An 18,911-nucleotide genomic window follows, 5' to 3' on the forward strand; every position below is an offset into this window, starting at 1 on the left:
CACTCCTTATTTATAATTCCCTTGAGTTACATTCAAATAAAAAGTAAAGTTGCTTTAAATTTCTACTTTATCTATGTGTCACCTCATTGCTTATATTTTATCCCATCCATTTATGAAGCCTTAATACTTTAAGGACACATAAAAAAGGGGATATTGTTATATTAACATTATCCCTGGGTAAATCAATATTCTATTTTATAAGTACTTATAAACGTTAATATTCAAATATTACTTCAAGTTTATAAAAGATATGGAAGAGAGGTCTCTTTCATTTCTTTTTTATACAGAACATCTGAATCAATTGTTATTGTCATTCCCTCCTTTATATCAGGGAAGACTACATTACTTTATAAATGAAAAGTTAAACCAAAAATATATAGGTGTATCGTAATAAATGAAGCCTTGGTAAATGTGACTTAGTTTATAAATGCAATCTAATCTAATAGTTTTCCATATTCCCTGCGTGCATAAATAACTCGCGAAATCGTTATAAGTTTTTTCAGCTCGTCGACATAGTAAAAAATAATATAATTTTGTACCAGCAATCGGCGGTACTCCTGTTTCAACGGTCTGATCGGATTATATACCCGGTTTTTATACGGAAAATCCATCAATCGGTCGGCCGCTTCAATCATTTCACCAGCTAATTTTTCAGCCGCCTCAGGATTTGAAAGCTCACGACTAATATACCTTACAATATCTATCATATCCTGTCTTGCAACGGGCAGATATTCTAACTTGTACATTCGTTTATCCTCCAATGGCTTCTTTCATTGCCTTTAGTACATCTTTAGAAGAAAACCGTTGTTTCGTTATCTCTGCTTCTCGCTCTGCTTCCTGAAGCTTAAAATAAACTTCACTGTCAAATTGCAGATTTTCGTATGCTTCCATGCTTAGTACTACCATATCGCTATAACCATTTTTGGTAAGAAAAACAGGTTGTGCGGTTTCGTGTACGGTCTTGGATATTTCAGCAAAATTATTTCTTAGGTCTGATACTGGTCTGATTTTATTCATTCCTATCACCTCCACTAATATATTATCATAATTACGCTAAAATATCAACGAATTATTTTGAGCTGTTATAGCTTTTATACTACAACTTCATCATCAAGTAAACCTTGTCTCATTGGTAGCTCTGATAATTTAATACTCACTTTAAGACGTCCTTTTATTATGGACCTTTTAATTTATCTTTTATTATCATACTTCAATCCAGTAAAAGCAAATGCATTTTCGCCAATAGTTACCACTGTATCAGGCAATGTAAAGATCTCAAGGGCATCGCAACCATAAAAAGCATTTTCTCCAATCTTTGTCACTTTTTTCGGAATATTAACTGTTGCCAAATTGTGACAATATGCAAAAGTATATTTTTCTATTTCTTCTATTCCACTAGATAAGTATACCTCATTCAATTTCTCACCGGATTGAAATGCTTCAAACCCTAAACTAATAACACTTTCAGGTAGTATCACCTTTGTCAAACTATTACATTCCTTAAAGGCACCTGGAGCTATACTCATTACCTTACTTGGTATTTTTATTTTTTCAAGTTTATAACAAGATGCAAAAGCCTCGCTACCTATGCTTTTTAATGTAGAAGGTAAAGTTACACTTGTTAAGTCTGTGCAAAACCTAAAAACTTCACTACTTACACGTTTCATCCCTGACGGTAATGAAATGGACTTAAGGGAAGAGCATCCATAAAAAGCTGATTTACCAATTTTTCTCGTAGTAGTTGGGATATTTATGCTTACTAAACTTTTGCAGCCTTCAAAAGCACTGCTTTGAATCTCAACCAATCCTTCCTGTAACTCAATGAATTTTAAACTTTCACATTCATAAAAGGCATTAAACTCAATCGTTTTAACGCTTTTCGGAAGTTTTACCGTAGTCAGGTTTACACAGTCACTAAAAGTATAACTAGGTATTTTTGTGATACTCCCCTTAATTGTAACTGATTTCAATTTACTACATTGCCTAAAGCAATTGTTTCCAATAAATTTAACCTTTTGAGGAATAATAATCGATGTAATGTTTGTACATTTTTCAAAGGCAAAACTATCAATTAATACTAATGTATCTGGTAATGTAACTTTTGTCAGATTTGTACATCCGCCAAATGCAGCACTATTAATTTCAGTAACCCCTCTGGGTATTACAATCTCTTTAATCTCCTTGTGATTTTCAAATACAAATTTCTCAATAGATTTCACCCCTTTAGGTATCTTTACAACAGCTGCTGTTCCCTTATATTCATAAAGTTCTCCATTTTTATTAATGAAAAAATCACTTGTCTTTCCACTGCTTCTTGCTATTAATATCAAAGGAAAAAAGAACAACAAAAATAATATAATTAATTTTTTTCTATGTAACCACCATTGTATTCTCATTTTCACTCACCTTCTTTATTTCATTAGTTTGATTTTAATATTATTCTTTTTTGCAAATTTATAAGCTTTGGAATCTTTTTTACATGTAAACGTAACATTGTTACCCCATTTACTATACGCACTGTCAAAAGTAACAACCGAATTAGGCACCACCAAATTATTAACACCTTCTATGTACACTAATTTTTTGGTTCCATTGGCAATAATGAATTTCTTAATATCCGTATTATAAAAAATACTATAACCAAAGTTTTTTACAGTACTAGCCAGCGTGAATTTTTCCAGGGAGGTACACCAATCAAAAGCCATATGACCTATGGTGGTTACCCCTTCTGGAATAACAATGCTTTTTAATCCTGTATTTGAAAAAGCTTCATCTCCAATTGTCTTTAAATTTGAGGGAAGTGTTATTTTAGTCAGCTTGCTGCAATTACTAAAAGCATAATTACCTATACTTATAATGGATGGTGACAGCTTAATAGAAGTAAGCTCATAACATTTACAAAAGGCTAATGAATGTATATATTTAACACTATCCGGCATTGTTACACTTTTTATTTTCTTTTCAAAAAAAACATCATTCATTATAGTCGTAACTCCGTCTGGGATCACAACATTTTTTTTATTACCATTATATTTAAACAATATGTTATTTCGTATTAAAAATTCATCTGTTGCATTTTCCACCCAAGGTGTTTCCTCAAATGCACTGTCCCCTATTATCTTTAAAGATTTAGGAAAAGATATGTTAATTAAACCCGTTTCATAAAAGGCGACATCACCTATTTTCTTTAAATTTTTAGAGAATTCTATGTTTTGTAAACTATAGTTTTGATTAAATGCATAATCTCCAATCTCAACTACTGAATCAGCCATTGTTACTTTTCTTAAGTCCATACATTGATTAAAGGCTTCTTTACCAATTATTTCAACACTATTTGGAATTGTGACTTTCTCTAAACCTTCCAGATCGTTAAACGCTCCTCCGCAGATAATTCTAACATTTTTGGGTATCGTTAATATAGGGTCATCTCCTTTATAATAGATTAAATTTCCATTTATGACCACATAATCATCTTTGAAATTCTTTACCCATTTTGTGTTTGCAAATACTTCATTCTCAATTATAATTTTTTTATTGGCAATCTTGACAGTTACTAACTTTTCACAATTGCAAAATGCCCTCGTTTCAATTTTAGTCACACTGGCTGGGATGCTGATTTCTTTTAACTTTGTACAGCTCATAAAAGCATTAACACCAATTTTCTTAACTGATTTTGGTATTATAACTGCAGTGATGTTCGAAGTGATAAAAGCATCTGTTCCTATTTCTTTTACCGTATTCGGTATCTTAACGACTCCGCCTTTTCCGTTATACTTTACCAATATGCCATCTTGAATATAAAAATCACTACTTGCTGCACTCGTTTCTCTACCTGAAATAAATAAGCCGATTATTAAAGCCACTACCAGAATTGGACAAACATTTTTTTTTATCTTTTGTATTAACATTTTATAACTCCCTTATAAAAATTTACTGCATTCGCAAATACAATATACTACATTTTATCATATTTTAATACACTTATCTACATCACAATAATATTCATCAGTCCATCCCAATGCAGTAATCAACTTACCAAACTAACTGGTTGTACTATTTATCATTACTATATCACCTTTGAATGTGGCTTACCCAGTTACATACAATTATAATCGAGTTCAAATTTACATTATGCCTTGTAGACCTCCTGCACGACCACCTATGATTGTTTTCCCTTTTACATCATTCCAGGTAAAGTTTTCACTGGCATTTCTGGAAACCAGGAAGTTTCCGGCACGTTGTGTTAACTGGGCAAAGTTAATTACATAATCTTCTTTTCCTTCATTGTACACATAAATGGAAGCCTCTGAACCCATAAATCCGATGTCGGCATCCCCGCTTAAAACCGCAGTCATGGTCTTATCGGCGCCAAGTCCATTTACCAATGTCACATCAAGTCCTTCGTCCTTAAAATATCCTAGTTCAATTGCTGCATATTGAGGCGCATAGAAAATAGAATGCGCTACTTCATTTAACTGAACCTTTATAAGTTTCTCGCTACTTTTACTGCAGCCGGCTAAAAGTACTGCGGTAAAAGCGAATACGGCAAGGACTGTTAATCCCTTCTTTTTCATTTTATGTCTCCTTGATACTGCGCTGATATACTATGTATATTTGCAGTAAATGGAAACGTGCATGTCTTTTATAATTTATAAATTGAATTTCCTATCCGTGCAAACCGGACTCAAGTACATTCTTATACTATAATTCCATAGAGTAATGCTGATTTTTCCTCTTATATCAATAAACTCCTACTTATAGTTGGTTATTGTCACATTTTACGTCCTTCATTTAATTCTTCTCTCTTGAAATGATATCTTTGCTATCTCTTACAATTTTTGCAAATAAAATCTATATACTAAAAACCAACTTATTGTGTATAAAACAGTACAGTTAAAAACATAATAAATACTCTATTATCATCTAATATAAGAGTGCTTGCTGTAATTATCCAAAAAAGGTAGCAACAGAAAGTTAGTAAAATTGATATTGGCTTTTTTAGCTTTTTTTGATCTTCTTTAGATTCTATAATCATTTAAAAACCTATAATTCAAACTTTTAACTTTGAATCATTTCCTTTCTTTCAATTATATATAGAGCAAATCTTGTCCATTCATTAAGAGAATTACTTTCTGAAAATACATCTGCCAAATATTTAAACACGGTCGTCGTTTTCGTTTTCTAATGTTTTAGATATTACACTCATATCTTCAACCCCTTTATTATAATATCTTTTCCGTAATCAACTTCTCCTGGATTATTACCATTTCTGAATATACATTTTATGTCTACTTTTCATCCTCTCCACTAGGCTAACCTGCTTACCAGCATTGGACTAGGAAATCCGTCTTATTTAAGATATATTGTACCTCATTCCCAGTTGTGTCGTCAACAAAACCTAAAAGCTGCAGAGATTAATTGAACTAACTTAGGACACAGCAAAAAAGATATTGACTATTACTAATCAATATCTTTTACAATATCTTATTCAGTACAATTGGCTTATATTGAAAATAACATGCAAACTGCCTTCTTCAGTTACTATTATCCTTATAATAATTCAAATTCTCCATGGCCCATTCTTTATTATAAACATGATTAGCCATGGACTCTTGATCGCTTGCCGAGGCGCAGTAAGGTGATCTTTTCCCTTCATCAAGTTCTTTGAAAAATTCAAGATACTTCCATTTGAATTTAGTCACAAAAGGAGTATTCACATTAGAAGTCTTATGAACATTAAAGCATGTTTGATTAACCTTGTCCTGTTTGCAAAATTCTTTTACGGTGCATTCGGCACATGTTATACTTTGAGACATGTCAATTACAATTTTCGATATCATATTCTGGTCGCTCATGAAGCCTGCTTTAAAGTTTGTGTAATTTACAATCCTCGGGGATAATTCGGCGTCACCATAGCAGGTTTCTTCACTCCAATAACCGATTTCCTTTATTACCTCCGGTCTCATGCCCATACAGCATCCATGTATAAAGTCTAGCAGCACATCGACATACCCGTTTTTTAATTCCAGGTAAGTAACATCATTTTTCGTTCTTGGGATAACCTGAGGATATATAGGAAAATAAGGTGCAGTCCTTTGAACTCCTAATAAACCTACCTCAGGAAAGGTTTCGAATACTTCCATAAAAAGTGAAAGCCAATTTTTAGTTTTTATGGCTACATCACTGTCAACTGAGAAAAAATACTGATCTTCCTTTCGCTTTGACAAATTTAAGTTTAAAGCAAAAACTGGACCGTAATTCTTATCAAGCCGGCTTATCGATTTAATGCGGCTATCTTTTAAAGACTTGATATAATCCCATGTTTCATCTTTTGAGTTACTGTCAATAATATGCATCTCAAAATCTTCTGGTGTATCAAGTATTGATTTTAAGCTTCTTGCCGTTAGCCCAAGACGATTAAACGTAATATAGCTTAAAAAAGGAGGAATCATTTTACCACCCTTTCAACGATTCAATTAATAATTTCAATCTATATTATGTTATTTTCATTAAACTGTTACATCTGCTTTCTTGTATATTTCAGAATAATCAATAATAAATTTTTATTATAACCCTGGTTATTAAGAAAATCCCTTTCTAGCCTATAAAAACTGGGTATCCTTATCTCGGCTTAAAATAACAGCATAAAAATGTTTAATCCTGGATTATTGCAACGATAACGTGTATATAAAACAATAACCTCTGCTATTTTAAAAACCGGTACAGACATTCCCTCCAATTCTCCATAGAGAGAATCCATAATCTCCATATTTACTGATAACCGAATACCAAAAATTCAAGGTTTCTTTATCTGCATACCACACTTCGTGGGATAATCCCTGTAAGTCAACATAGGTAAATACAAGGCAGTTACTATCCTTATCTCTTGTCGTAACTGCATTATATTCTTTTTTAAGGGTTTCGGCTTCTAGTTCAGTTACCTGTTTTGCCGTCCCGCTTTGAGCAAAATCATATCCTCCGGCAGAGAGTGCGAAGTTTACTTTTCCCGGAAATGCTTTCATTTTTTTAACCATTTGTTTTAAAAACTTTTCATTTGCCTTAGGACCTGGTTTTGTTCCTGCTCCATATAAATTATAGCACATCATAACATATTCAGGACCTTTGATAAATTTCAGTTCTTTTTCCGGAACACTGGGTTCTAATACAATTCTTACCGGTATCTTTTTAACCGATGCAGTTTTATATAACTGCTCTACAAAGGTTTGGTATAAGTTCCAGAGGTTTTTGTCACCTTTCATACCCTCATAATCAATTTCTATGCCATTATAGCCACCATTGATGGTTAAGTTTATTATCTCATTAATATGGCTGTTCATTGCCTCTGTAGATGAAAATAAGGAGTATAAAAGCTCTGTGTCTTTTAAGGAAGAGGTTCCGTCTGGTTTCAGCAAATCATTTACAAAAGTCAAGTAACTGTTGTACTTTTTATCTGGGTACTTGCTCTTAATCCCTTTATAAGTATCTGTTATTTCCTGGGGGATAAATAATTTTTTTTCCGCATCGAAATAAGCCGCAAAGTAGCAGATATTAGTAATATTATCTTTAACAGCGTCAATTTCCTGTTCATAATTTTTTAAATCCCAATAAGTTAACCATACGGAAAACTCTTTTCCTCCCGCCGCACTTTCTGCATTGGTTTTACTTTTATTACTGTTGCCATTATTCAATGCATTCTTATTATCACAGCCTAAAAGTAAAAAACACAAGGCACACAGGATACATGCTGAAATTTTTTTTCTCATCCACATCAACTCCATTAACTATATTTATTTTTATAAGGTTTTAATAAACCAATTCAGTACATTGTTCCAGGTATCCTTAATGTCATATACAGCCCTGTTCCAGCCATGGATTTGATTGTCATATAAAATATCACTGCTATTTTCACTGCCGGTTATCAAAAGATTTTCAAAAACCCCATCATAAACATCATCTGCAATATTCCTTTGGCTGTATCCATATTCACCCCAAGCCGATTGGAGGTAAACAGAACCGGTGGAATTGCTGTGTATTGATAATTCTTTTACCACTTCTTTATCATCAATGGATAGTGAAATTTTATCCTCTTTTAAGATAACATCAATCTTTCTGTTTCCAGCTTCCTGTATCTGTATTGGCGGGATATACTCCTTCGCGCCGTCTTCCACTGATTTAGCAGTTTTATCTATGACTTCTGACTGTTTTTCCATACTGGTGGTTTTTTGAAAGCCGGTATTCTTTTTGTATAAATTATATTCTGCTTCTTCGGCCATTTGCTTATTTTCTTCGACAGACTGCTTTTTTATACCATCAAACTCATTTAAATCAAGTTTAAATATTTGCTTTCCATCTTGTTCCAGGTAGATCGTATTGTTTTGCAGTTTAACGGATATATATTGTTTTAATTCCTGATCTGCCCTCATAAAGATGGACTGGGTACCTAGCTTATTTCCTTTTAGTATAACCGATAGTTCAATATTTTTATAGTCCTTGCTATTCTTTAACCGAAGAAGTCCGTTACCCTCTGATTCGGAGGTAAGGGCTATTACTGCATCTCTGAATTCTGCAGCTCCCTTTAGTATTTCCCAATCTTCTTTCTTTTTTAAGTCCCCATCTACAAATTTGATATCCGCCTTCGTGTCATCCTTTATTCTCATAAGCAAATGATTGGGATACCAATAAGCCTGGGGCTGCATCCTGGTTAAATCATAGATACTGCTTTTTCTATTATTGAAGGAATACCCTTCTCTGTTAAAATTCATGGTAAATAAATCTTTCATACAAGTTTCATTGACTGCACTTACCTTTTCATTATTACCAAAACTTCCGGTATTCGCGTGCATCAAGGTATATAATTCCGGTACTTTTCCTATTTCCTTTTTGTAGGTATCATCCATCAGTTCATAATCATTTCGAATGCGGGCAGCCATCTGGGTATAGGTCTCTTTTGGTATAAAATTCTTATCTCTGATATAATCCATCAGATATTGATTATAATCCCGGTCCAGATATGGCTTTATACGATAATACTCCAGTGAGCTAAGCTCTCCCAGGTAATTTTTATACCGGTCAAATACATTAATATAGGATAAACGGTATCCGTTTGTACCCAGTTCCCAGAAGGTGCTTTTTTCCAGGTCTTTTAAATCTTTGCCTTTTAGGAACTTTTGATCTTTCGTATTAAGTTTATCCCCATAGCTTAACATTGTTCCGATAAAATTGTACTTCTCCATTATCTTCTGGGCAAATATGGAGGTATCGGTCCGACCATCTTCAAACATTAGAAACATGGCTTTTTCAGGTAATGCCACATCATTCTTATAATAGTTTATGATATCCTCCTGCGTTATCGTTTTATATCCGTTCTGATATAAGGCCTCTAGTTGTTCCTGAAGCCTTTTTGTACCTATCATTGTTTCCGTACCGCTTCTGTCTACTGCAAGATAGGAGATACCTATAAAGCCATTATCCATGCCTGTTACGATATTCTCATCATCTTTATCGAAAGGTTCATACTGATCGAAATTTAGAAAGGCCCGTAGTAAAAGGATTAGTAAACCAGCTAAAATCAAACCTTCTACAATACTTCTGACTACCTTTATCTTGTTCTTATTTCTTATTGATTTCATGGGAATCCACCCCTATTCTGTACTATGCATGCTCTTCATGCTACTGATGTCCTGTTTTCTTCTTTTCTGCTGTTCTAAGATATCACTGGGAGTCATACGCGTTCCCCAAGTGGATTTCCAGAAGGTAACCCATGCAATTGGCATCTGCCATAATAAAACCGCTTCATAATAAAAGCAAAACAGCAGACCAAAGACCCAAGTGGTACTCCTTCTAAGTAACATCTGTGCAATACTCATTAGAAGTGACATTAAAATCAAGCCAATAAGAAATGTTTTCGGGAATATCCCCTGCATAATCGGTACATAGAAAAGATTATATAAAACCACAATAGGAGCCGCTATTGGAACGATTAACCCCATGTAAAAGGACAATCCCGCAAAGGGCTCCTTCCTCCACATAAATTTCCCGGCTATTAAGGATTCCCGCAGCCAGGACCTCTTCCAACGCATTTGCTGCTTTAGAAAAACTTTATACTTATTGGGAACTATCGTTGAACATATTGCAGAATCCTGATAACTTGTTCGGTATTCTTTCAGCACAAAATTAGTCATTGCCCTGTCATCGCCAAAGGTCGCCCTTTGTCCCAGGAATTTCTGATTTAACCAGGCTTCCCGGTTTTTTAAGATAATCTCTTTTCGGTAACATGCCAGAGGACCGGATAAACAAGTCACTGTATCAAAATATGCTTCGGCTGCTTTCATAATTCGAAAAGCTATGTAATACCGGACAGACTGCATCTTGGTTAAATTATTGGTATAAGTATTGGCTACATCTGTCCTTCCTGAAACTCCGCCCATTTTAGGATCTTTAAAGGGTTGAACCAGATTACGGATTGCAAAAGGATCTAAGAAGCTGTCGGAATCTACGAAGACAATAAGGTCATGTTTTGCCTCTAATACTCCCTTGGCCAGTGCTTCCCTTTTACCGGCATTCTGTTCCTGCACAATATATTTTAAACGGCTTCTGACATCATACTGTTCACCGGCCTCATAGAGGGACTGGCAGATTTCATCAATTTTTTCTACTGACTTGTCGTCTGAACAATCATCAATTACAATTACTTCCAACTTGTCAACCGGATAATCCTGATTCATGCAACTGATTATCGTTCTTTGTATCCACTCTTCTTCATTAAAACATGGAATCAGGATCGTTACACCAGGGGTATAGTCAATATCAATTGGCACCTCCCGGTATAAAAATCCAAATAAATATCTGCTGAGTAAAAATCCGGCGGCAATGATACTATATAAATACAGCCATTTATTAAACTTAAAATATATAACACTTTCTGCACGCATTAACACAATAAAAGAGGTGATACACAACAGCAATAAACTGGATATCATAAGCATATATCTGCCTCTTCTTTTGGAGGCATATACAGATAAAGGCTGGTGAAATGCCAAACCGCATAAAAATTCCTGGTCGGATACTTCCTTTATCCTGGCTATACCAGCTGTCATGTTTACCGTCATCTCTAACCCTTCCGGCATGGTACCTGGTAATATATCAAATTTCAGCCAAATCTTCTTAGCACCCTTCATCCCGTCTATCTGTTCTTTTTCTGAAATGCTTAATAAAATGCCAGACATGGATATATCAATTCCAGAGCAGGTAAAACTCACCTTTTTCCTGCCCTTTTTATAAGTTACCTCTACGTCATATGAAACTTTATAACGAACTCCCTTATGATGATTTTCGATATAGTCATAAATTGTTTCCTGGGAGTTTCCGTTTACTTTACCTCTTCGGTCCAGATTACTGCGTACTTCAGTTTTATCCGGCACATTGGGCAGTACCCGCCTGTCGCTCTTCGTTTCTAACAATATATCCAGACCGTTGTTCTCTCTCTTTTTTTTCTTTTTAAAAATCATGTCCCGTCCTTTACTTGGATTTATCTGCCACGCTGGTATCCGGCAAATAATCACTTAATCTGGCAAACTTGTACCCCTGGGCTAATAATTTAGGAATTGCCATATCTAAAGCCTGTGCTGTAATATCAGCATTTGGGGTTGGTGTAAAGCTGTCATCCGACATATGCATAACAAATATACTGCCATTTGTCAGCGGTTGGATCGAGCCGTCATTAAGTGTTAATCCATTTACTAAATGATCTGCCAAAACAGCAGCATCTGTTTCCGCATAATCATGTGTACTGTAATCTCCGCTTACGATGTATTGAAATCCCATGTCAAAGATGGTTTCCATACCCTCTTTGCTCATTGCAAGGGTAGGCGGTCTCAATATTTTTGTTAAGGAAGGCATTCCATTTACTTCAACATCACCGATAATACCTTGTAGTTTATTATAGGATACTAATAAATCCCCTTTTCTTTGATTCATATCCTCATAAGTCAGGGATGTAAAATCAGTACTGATATCAAAGGCATCTCCTGTTCGGGAATTAGCAAACGGAAGATGTTTATCCGTATGGCTTCCGACGGCATGACCTGCCTCGGCAATTGCCCTTAACAAGTTGGGATTGTCCTGGACATAACTGGTTCTGACAAAAAAGGTTGCTTTAACATTGTATTTATTTAATACATACAAGATCTGAGTAATTGGTTTGTCAGATCCCCAGTCATCAAAGGTTAAAAACAATACCTTGTCGTAGGTAAATCTTCCCGTCTGATCCATTTCACTGACCTGGGAGGTAGTAAATCCAGGTAATGTGGATACGGTATTAATAAATGGATTGCCGATATAATGTTTTTTCATATAATCAAATTGCTCATCTGCATTAAGAGAAATCAGATGTCCCGGGTATATGGCATTTTTGACTGTCTGCAAAACCGCCGTATCGTTTAAAGGATAGGTGTATACTTTATTGCTGCTTAATAAACTTCCCAGTGTTTTTATTGTATAGGAAGAACCATTATCTAAAAATCCATCATTAAATGTAATGGGTTCAATCCTGTTTTTTACAATATTAAGTATAAGGTTACCCACTAGAGCAGGATCTTCGTAAAAATCCATTCTGATATATATTATGTAACCTCGCTTCACTACAACATTGCCGCTGTTAAACGCATATCTGTTTATATCCTCAAGGGTCGCTGCTGCTCCCAATCTGGAACTGGTAAGGGCTAAATCCTGCCCTACCACTTTGCAGCCCGTACTAGATACCGCTTCCAGCATCTCATCCGTCATATCCACATTATAAGCATATCTTACTAAAACAGGTTTTTTACCACATAATTTTTTTACCTGGCTCTGCATCGTTAAAATATTACCGGCTACGGAATAAAAATCTGCTTTCTCCGGCATAATCAGACAGATTCCAATTTCATGTCCCTGATCCGTTATTTTCTTTATTACTTTGGCATTATCTTTTAAATCTTTTTCTGTTACAAAGAAGGTAGCTTTAGCATTTAAAGAATCCAGCTTGTTTAATACATCGTTCGTAACTGCTTTATTACCAACTCCATAAAATGTAAAACTGATTGCCTGTTCTGTGGTGTGAACGGTATTGATTACCTGTGCCTTTTTATTTTTATTCTTCTTTCGAATAACATCCAGTTCTTTTTTTGTGTAAACTGGCTGCTCCGTTTTATTTATTGATTTTGTAGTTTGTGTTGCTGGTGTAACCGTTTTTCCTGATGTCTTTCCTGTTTGCTTTGATGCTGTCACCGATTGCTTTGATGCCCCCACTGATTGCTTTGAGACCGCCACCGATTGCTTTGATGTCTGTCCCGTTTGGCTTGACGTCTTTGCAGTTTTGTTTTTATCCCCATTCGCAGTCTTAGAAGTCAAGTACTGTGGAAGCTTTCTAATATAGCTTACTACATTCATATCAGCTTTATCTACGGTAGCCAGCTTAGTAAAGTTAACAACGTCCTTGCTGTTATTACTCTGTTTCAATTCAATATTTTCAATCAGCGTTTCCGCATCACATACCTCATAGGTATCTTTAATATAAGATGCGTATATCTGGGTAATAACAGTTAAAAGCTGCTTATAATCCAGATTAAAAAAGACAATATCTCCTTTGTTATAACCCTTTTTATATTTATCCATGACTTCATCAAGGGATGCAGTATTACTTGCCAGAGGAATTTTATTATATGTCACCACCTTATAACCTAAGGAAGAGGCGGCTTCTAAGACCAACTCATTATACTTACCATAAGCCGGCATAAATAAATCACTGTTTACTAAATATTTCTCCATAAGGAGCTTATCACATTTATAGATTTCCAAACAGATTTCGTCAAAATCCATTGTAGTTAGATCCTTACCGGTCATGCCTCCGTTTGCAATTCTTTGATTTTTATCAAGTATTGTCTTAATTCTGTCAGGATAGCGAAGGATATCATCAGCAGTAACAAAAAAAGTAGCATTTAACTGATTATATTCCAAAAAATCCAGAATTTCATTTAACTTATCTTCGTCATCAAGCCCTCGAAAAGTAAAAGATAATCTGTTACTATGGGTTTTTACCTGTTTATATACTTCAGAGTGTTTACCATTGTTCTTTTTTCTTGTATCAGCGAAATTTAATACATAATCCGGATCGTAATAATTCGTTAAATCTTCTGCAAATACGGTTTGATAATTGGACTCATCTAGTGCTTTTAGAACCCATTGGACAACTAATAATAACCGCTCTTTATCCGATAAAACTTCCACGGTTGCTTCGTTCTTATCAAGACCCGGGGCTTTGTCTATCGCAGGAGTCTCTTCTCGTTCTGCGGGTTCGTATTCTTCTTTGTCTAGTACCCCATTCATTTTAAAGGTAAGTATACTGCCTTTTTCCAACTTACTGATGTAAGCAGCAACCTGTTCATAATTCCTGAAACTTTGATAGTTTAAATAATGAGTACTTTGTAGAACCTTATGATTTCCCGAAGCATAAGCGGCTTTTAATAATTCAGGAGTATATTCGGTAGCATTACATAATAAAATCTCTGGATCTACATTCACAATGGTCTGAATAATACTGTTGGCATTGCAGAAATCCTCCACTAAGTCTTTCTGGGAGTAAGTCTCTAAGTGTTTTGTTGCTAATAAGGTATTGCTTTCTATTTTATGACCCTCTGCAAATATGGCATGAACGGATTCCTCATCCTCAGCTGCTGAAATACCCGGTATGAAAAAGCTAACCTTTCTTTTGTTGTTTTTTAACAGCCTGAGAATTTCTTTATTGGTCTGTGTATCAGACAAACCTTGAAAGGTAAGTGCAATTACATTATCTGAGGTTTTAACATCTTTAATAATATCCGCTTCTACTAAATTTTCCTCCTGCAACTGACTCATAGCTTTACTAATGGAAGCAGTTGCATCATATAAGGTTTGCGCAACCGGCTTGATACCCTCTTTACTGTATTTAGGGTAAACTAATACGGTAATTACAATTAAGATACAAGCGAACAAGAACATTAAGACCTTAACATAACCTGATAATTTTCTCATGTTATAATATCTCCCCTTTCCTTATAAACTCCAATAGGCGTAACCTAAATCTTCCATTTCCTCTTTGTTAAAGATACTTTTTACATCAATCATCAATTTTTCTCTTGGAGGAAGGACCCGGTACATACGATCAATCTGCGCTCTTGTTAATTCAACAAATTCTTTATGTGCAACAGCAAAGACGATGCAATCCGCTTCTGTTACCTCTGATAAATTAACAACTTCCAGATTATAAAATTTTTTTACTTCAGCACTATCTGCCTGGGGATCTACAACCGTAACTTCTGCATCATATTCCCTTAATCTATTAATAATATCAAGGACTTTCGAATTTCTGATATCCGGACAATTCTCTTTAAATGTAATACCCATAATATAGATTTTAGCTTTATTCACAAGCTTTCCAGCTTTAATCATTCTCTTTACAATAATTTCTCCGATATAACCGCCCATATCATCATTGATTTTTCTGCCTGATAAAATAATCTGGGAATGATATCCCAGAATTTCCGCCTGATAAATAAAGTAATAAGGATCAACTCCTATACAATGACCACCTACCAAACCTGGAGTGAAGCCAAGAGCATTCCACTTTGTATTCATTGCTTCGATCACTTCTCTGGTATTAATATCCATCTTTTCAAATACCATGGCAAGTTCGTTCATAAAAGCAATATTGATGTCTCTTTGGGCATTTTCTACTAATTTGGCTGCTTCCGCAGCTTTAATGCTTCCAACCTTATGTACGCCGGCATCAATAATCAATTCATATACTTTGGCCACGGTTTCCCTGGTTTCAACATCCATTCCGGATACAATTTTTACGATATTTTTTAATCTATGTACTTTATCGCCAGGATTAATCCGTTCCGGGGAATAACCTACCTTAAAATCTCTGCCGCAGAGGAATCCTGATTCCTTTTCGAGTACCGGAACGCATATTTCTTCTGTTACTCCGGGATACACGGTTGATTCAAATACAATAATGGAATCTTTTGCAAGATTTCGCCCTGCAAGGATACAAGCTTGTATTACCGGTGACAAATCAGGGGTTTTATCAATATGAACCGGGGTAGGTACTGCTATAATAATAAACTTTGCCTCCCGAAGCTTTTCTTCCTCCCAGGTAAATTGTAATGAGGTAGTTCTTATAACCTCTTCTCCAACTTCTTTGGTAGCATCTTCCCCTTTTTGATACTGTTCTATTTTATTTCTGTTAATATCAAATCCTATGGTTTTTACTTTTTCGGCAAAGGCAACTGCGATAGGCAGACCAACATATCCAAGTCCAACGACTGCAAGCTTTTCTTCCCCTTTTAGTAATTTTTCATACAGCTTCATAATTATCATTCCTTCCATCTCTTATGTATATATGGACAAAGCTTCGAGTAAAGCCCGGAGGTTGCCTTGGCACATTTACCGCGCAATAGCAGGTTGCGAAGCAACTACTTCCTATCCGCGAGGTGCGCATCCAGCACGGAGGGCTTTTTATTTTACAGGATGGTTCAAAGAACTTCCTGTAAAATAAAAAAAGCAACCGGATAGAATTTAATCAATTCTACTCTAGTTGCAACTGAACTACCATAAAAGGATATCTTTATCTTTTGACAGGCTCTAGCTTTGCGTCCTTATTTTTCAATAAGTTTGCCATGTATTTGTATTAATTGTTATGTATTATTTCCTTATGTTACCATAACCCGCATAATATTACAAGAGTATTATGTAAATATAAATCTATAAATAAACATTTTTCTTTAAAATCTGGCAAATAAAATGTAATTCCGACTATATCTGTATAAATAATTATATTTAACTTAATGTTTTATTCACTTTTATTGTATATTAATTCATATCCTAAATTCAATCCTTATATTACAGTACTATCCCAATCAACCTGCTAAACTTGACTGATAATAATTATACTATTTATTCATAGCTTTTTAGGGTAAACAAAAAAATCCCCCTTGTCTTCATCCGAAGTAAAGGGAGATCCTTTGATTATATTATTAGCCTTTAACAGCACCAGCAACCATACCTTGAATAATCTGTTTGCTGAATACGAAATAGAATACAACGATAGGCGCCATTGTAATTAGCATAGCTGCCATAATCTTGGTATAGTCAGAACTGAATTGTCCGGTAAATTGTGTCATTGCCAAAGGTACCGTCTGGAGTCTGGGGTCCTTAATCAGTACTAATGCGAAAGAGAATTCATTCCAGCAGCTAAAGGTCTGAATAATACCAACGGTTGTTAGAATCGGTTTGCACATAGGCAAAATAATGGAGAACAACGTTCTGCTGAAACTACTGCCGTCAATGGCCGCCGCCTCTTCTAGGGCAACCGGTATTCCCTTTACGTAACCCTCTACTAAGAATATAGCAATCGGAAAACCAAAAGCAACATACGGCATAATTAAGGTAAACCACTGATTACCTAAGCCGGTACGGGTAAATACAACATAAATCGGTACCAATAAGGAGTGGATTGGAATTAACATACCCATTAAAAAGATTACGTATAAAAAACGATTTCCGGGAAACTTAATTCTTGCTAATATATATCCGATTATAAATCCGAAAATAATAATTAGAAACACAGAAATTACCGTTGTTCTTAAACTGTTAAATACGGATTCAAATATATGATAATCTTTGTTGGTAAGAATATTCACATAATTCCTAAAGCTTGGATTCCTTGGTAAACCCATAATGTCAGCGTTAAAAACTCTTTTATCTTTTAAGGATGAATAGAACATCCAAACCAAAGGGAATATACAAGATATCGAAAAAATAATCAAAATTGCATTCATAAAGAAGGATATTATCCTGGTTCTTACAATCAAACCAGTATCTCTGCCGTTATTCTTAGCCATTATTTATCTCCTCCTTGATCCTTTGATAATGCTTTTACCAACAGTTGTGTCGCACCGATTACGACCAAGCTTGCAAAAAAGATACCAATTGATATCGCACTACCATAACCCATGTTCTGCTGTGCAAAAGAAATCTTATAACCATAGAGTGCCATAACCATGGAGGCATTGCCAGGACCGCCGGCGGTCATAACAAAGATATGATCGAAGGCTTTCATATTACCTGCAACGCAAAGTGTTACACAGACTAATAAGGTATTTTTAATTAATGGAAGTACTATATAGATTGCCCTTTGAAAGCCATTGGCTCCATCAATTTCTGCAACCTCAAATATTTCTTTATCCACGGAAGAGATAGCCGATAGGATAATAACCATATAATAACCAATAAACTGCCAGATAAGCGGTATCGCTATTAATAACATAACTAATTTTGGTTCATTTAACCAAACCTTTGTAGCGTCATGTTTACCGATTAAATCTAAGAACCAGTTTAAAATACCACGTTTGTAATCATATACCATTGACCAGATAAAACCGATGGAAACAGCAGATACGGTACTTGGGAAAAAACCGAAGGTACGGTGGATTCCCTTTAATTTAACCAAACGTGAGTTAATCATTAAAACAAATACAAATGCCAGACCAATCTGTCCGATGATACATGCAATTACTAAATATATGTTATGACTGAAAGAGTTCCAAAAAACAGAATCCTTAAAAAGAGTCGCATAATTTTCAAATCCAATAAAGGTTTTATTAGGTCCACCTTTCCATTCAAAGAAGCTGTAAAATCCGGCTGTAACTAAAGGAATAAATACAGCAAATACGTACAATGCAATCGGGAATAACAAATATGCAAATATTACTCTATTTTTGGGTCGAATTGAACTTAACATTTTTCGCCTCCTAAAACGTATCGTTATTTATATAGGCCTTACCTGAGAAACCCTGCTCAGATAAGGCCTGCTTCAAGTTATATTACTATTTTAA

12 protein-coding genes, 1 pseudogene and 1 riboswitch are annotated in these 18,911 nt (G+C 35.0%); all 13 genes and pseudogenes read right to left on the reverse strand.

The window, feature by feature from the left end; genetic code table 11:
* Window positions 1-434 precede the first annotated feature (434 nt).
* Window positions 435-746, reverse strand: coding sequence for a type II toxin-antitoxin system RelE/ParE family toxin (locus QA584_RS20325; RefSeq protein ID WP_278270937.1), 312 nt, complete (start codon window positions 744-746; stop codon window positions 435-437).
* Window positions 747-750: 4 nt separating this feature from the next.
* Window positions 751-1,017, reverse strand: a complete 267-nt coding sequence (locus tag QA584_RS20330; RefSeq protein WP_278270938.1) for a type II toxin-antitoxin system Phd/YefM family antitoxin — start codon at window positions 1,015-1,017, stop codon at window positions 751-753.
* A 173-nt stretch (window positions 1,018-1,190) separates the two neighbouring features.
* Window positions 1,191-2,396, reverse strand: coding sequence for a leucine-rich repeat domain-containing protein (locus QA584_RS20335; RefSeq protein ID WP_278270939.1), 1,206 nt, complete (start codon window positions 2,394-2,396; stop codon window positions 1,191-1,193).
* A 15-nt stretch (window positions 2,397-2,411) separates the two neighbouring features.
* On the reverse strand, window positions 2,412-3,908 hold the full coding sequence (locus QA584_RS20340) for a leucine-rich repeat domain-containing protein (RefSeq protein ID WP_278270940.1): 1,497 nt from the start codon (window positions 3,906-3,908) through the stop codon (window positions 2,412-2,414).
* A gap of 231 nt (window positions 3,909-4,139) precedes the next feature.
* A pseudogene (locus QA584_RS20345) lies at window positions 4,140-4,574 on the reverse strand (ABC transporter substrate-binding protein); the annotation flags it as partial.
* 960 nt (window positions 4,575-5,534) lie between these two features.
* The gene (locus QA584_RS20350) at window positions 5,535-6,452 is read right to left on the reverse strand and encodes a glycosyltransferase family 2 protein (protein ID WP_331487689.1); all 918 of its coding nucleotides are present in this window, start codon (window positions 6,450-6,452) and stop codon (window positions 5,535-5,537) included.
* 258 nt (window positions 6,453-6,710) lie between these two features.
* Window positions 6,711-7,763 carry a glycosyl hydrolase gene (locus tag QA584_RS20355; RefSeq protein ID WP_278270941.1) on the reverse strand — a complete coding sequence of 351 codons (1,053 nt, stop codon included), beginning with the start codon at window positions 7,761-7,763 and terminating at the stop codon, window positions 6,711-6,713.
* 30 nt (window positions 7,764-7,793) lie between these two features.
* A complete protein-coding gene (locus tag QA584_RS20360; protein ID WP_278270942.1) occupies window positions 7,794-9,629 on the reverse strand; it encodes a glycoside hydrolase in 1,836 nt (611 codons plus the stop codon).
* A gap of 12 nt (window positions 9,630-9,641) precedes the next feature.
* Window positions 9,642-11,507, reverse strand: coding sequence for a glycosyltransferase family 2 protein (locus QA584_RS20365; protein ID WP_278270943.1), 1,866 nt, complete (start codon window positions 11,505-11,507; stop codon window positions 9,642-9,644).
* 10 nt (window positions 11,508-11,517) lie between these two features.
* On the reverse strand, window positions 11,518-15,045 hold the full coding sequence (locus tag QA584_RS20370) for a polysaccharide deacetylase family protein (RefSeq protein WP_278270944.1): 3,528 nt from the start codon (window positions 15,043-15,045) through the stop codon (window positions 11,518-11,520).
* 21 nt (window positions 15,046-15,066) lie between these two features.
* Window positions 15,067-16,386, reverse strand: coding sequence for a nucleotide sugar dehydrogenase (locus tag QA584_RS20375; protein WP_278270945.1), 1,320 nt, complete (start codon window positions 16,384-16,386; stop codon window positions 15,067-15,069).
* Between the two features lie 224 nt (window positions 16,387-16,610).
* Window positions 16,611-16,704, reverse strand: a riboswitch (cyclic di-GMP riboswitch).
* 347 nt (window positions 16,705-17,051) lie between these two features.
* Window positions 17,052-17,918 carry a carbohydrate ABC transporter permease gene (locus QA584_RS20380; RefSeq protein WP_278270946.1) on the reverse strand — a complete coding sequence of 289 codons (867 nt, stop codon included), beginning with the start codon at window positions 17,916-17,918 and terminating at the stop codon, window positions 17,052-17,054.
* On the reverse strand, window positions 17,918-18,817 hold the full coding sequence (locus QA584_RS20385) for a carbohydrate ABC transporter permease (protein ID WP_278270947.1): 900 nt from the start codon (window positions 18,815-18,817) through the stop codon (window positions 17,918-17,920). Before QA584_RS20385 ends, QA584_RS20380 begins: the two co-directional genes overlap by 1 nt.
* Window positions 18,818-18,911 lie beyond the last annotated feature (94 nt).

The sequence above is a fragment of the Anaerocolumna sp. AGMB13025 genome (assembly GCF_029689925.1).
GTDB lineage: Bacteria > Bacillota > Clostridia > Lachnospirales > Lachnospiraceae > Anaerocolumna.

Coding starts and splice junctions, on each gene's coding strand:
- QA584_RS20325 (WP_278270937.1), bottom strand. CDS start 746: ATGTACAAGTTAGAATATCTGCCCGTTGCAAGACAGGATATGATAGAT.
- QA584_RS20330 (WP_278270938.1), bottom strand. CDS start 1,017: ATGAATAAAATCAGACCAGTATCAGACCTAAGAAATAATTTTGCTGAA.
- QA584_RS20335 (WP_278270939.1), bottom strand. CDS start 2,396: ATGAGAATACAATGGTGGTTACATAGAAAAAAATTAATTATATTATTT.
- QA584_RS20340 (WP_278270940.1), bottom strand. CDS start 3,908: ATGTTAATACAAAAGATAAAAAAAAATGTTTGTCCAATTCTGGTAGTG.
- QA584_RS20350 (WP_331487689.1), bottom strand. CDS start 6,452: ATGATTCCTCCTTTTTTAAGCTATATTACGTTTAATCGTCTTGGGCTA.
- QA584_RS20355 (WP_278270941.1), bottom strand. CDS start 7,763: ATGAGAAAAAAAATTTCAGCATGTATCCTGTGTGCCTTGTGTTTTTTA.
- QA584_RS20360 (WP_278270942.1), bottom strand. CDS start 9,629: ATGAAATCAATAAGAAATAAGAACAAGATAAAGGTAGTCAGAAGTATT.
- QA584_RS20365 (WP_278270943.1), bottom strand. CDS start 11,507: ATGATTTTTAAAAAGAAAAAAAAGAGAGAGAACAACGGTCTGGATATA.
- QA584_RS20370 (WP_278270944.1), bottom strand. CDS start 15,045: ATGAGAAAATTATCAGGTTATGTTAAGGTCTTAATGTTCTTGTTCGCT.
- QA584_RS20375 (WP_278270945.1), bottom strand. CDS start 16,386: ATGAAGCTGTATGAAAAATTACTAAAAGGGGAAGAAAAGCTTGCAGTC.
- QA584_RS20380 (WP_278270946.1), bottom strand. CDS start 17,918: ATGGCTAAGAATAACGGCAGAGATACTGGTTTGATTGTAAGAACCAGG.
- QA584_RS20385 (WP_278270947.1), bottom strand. CDS start 18,817: ATGTTAAGTTCAATTCGACCCAAAAATAGAGTAATATTTGCATATTTG.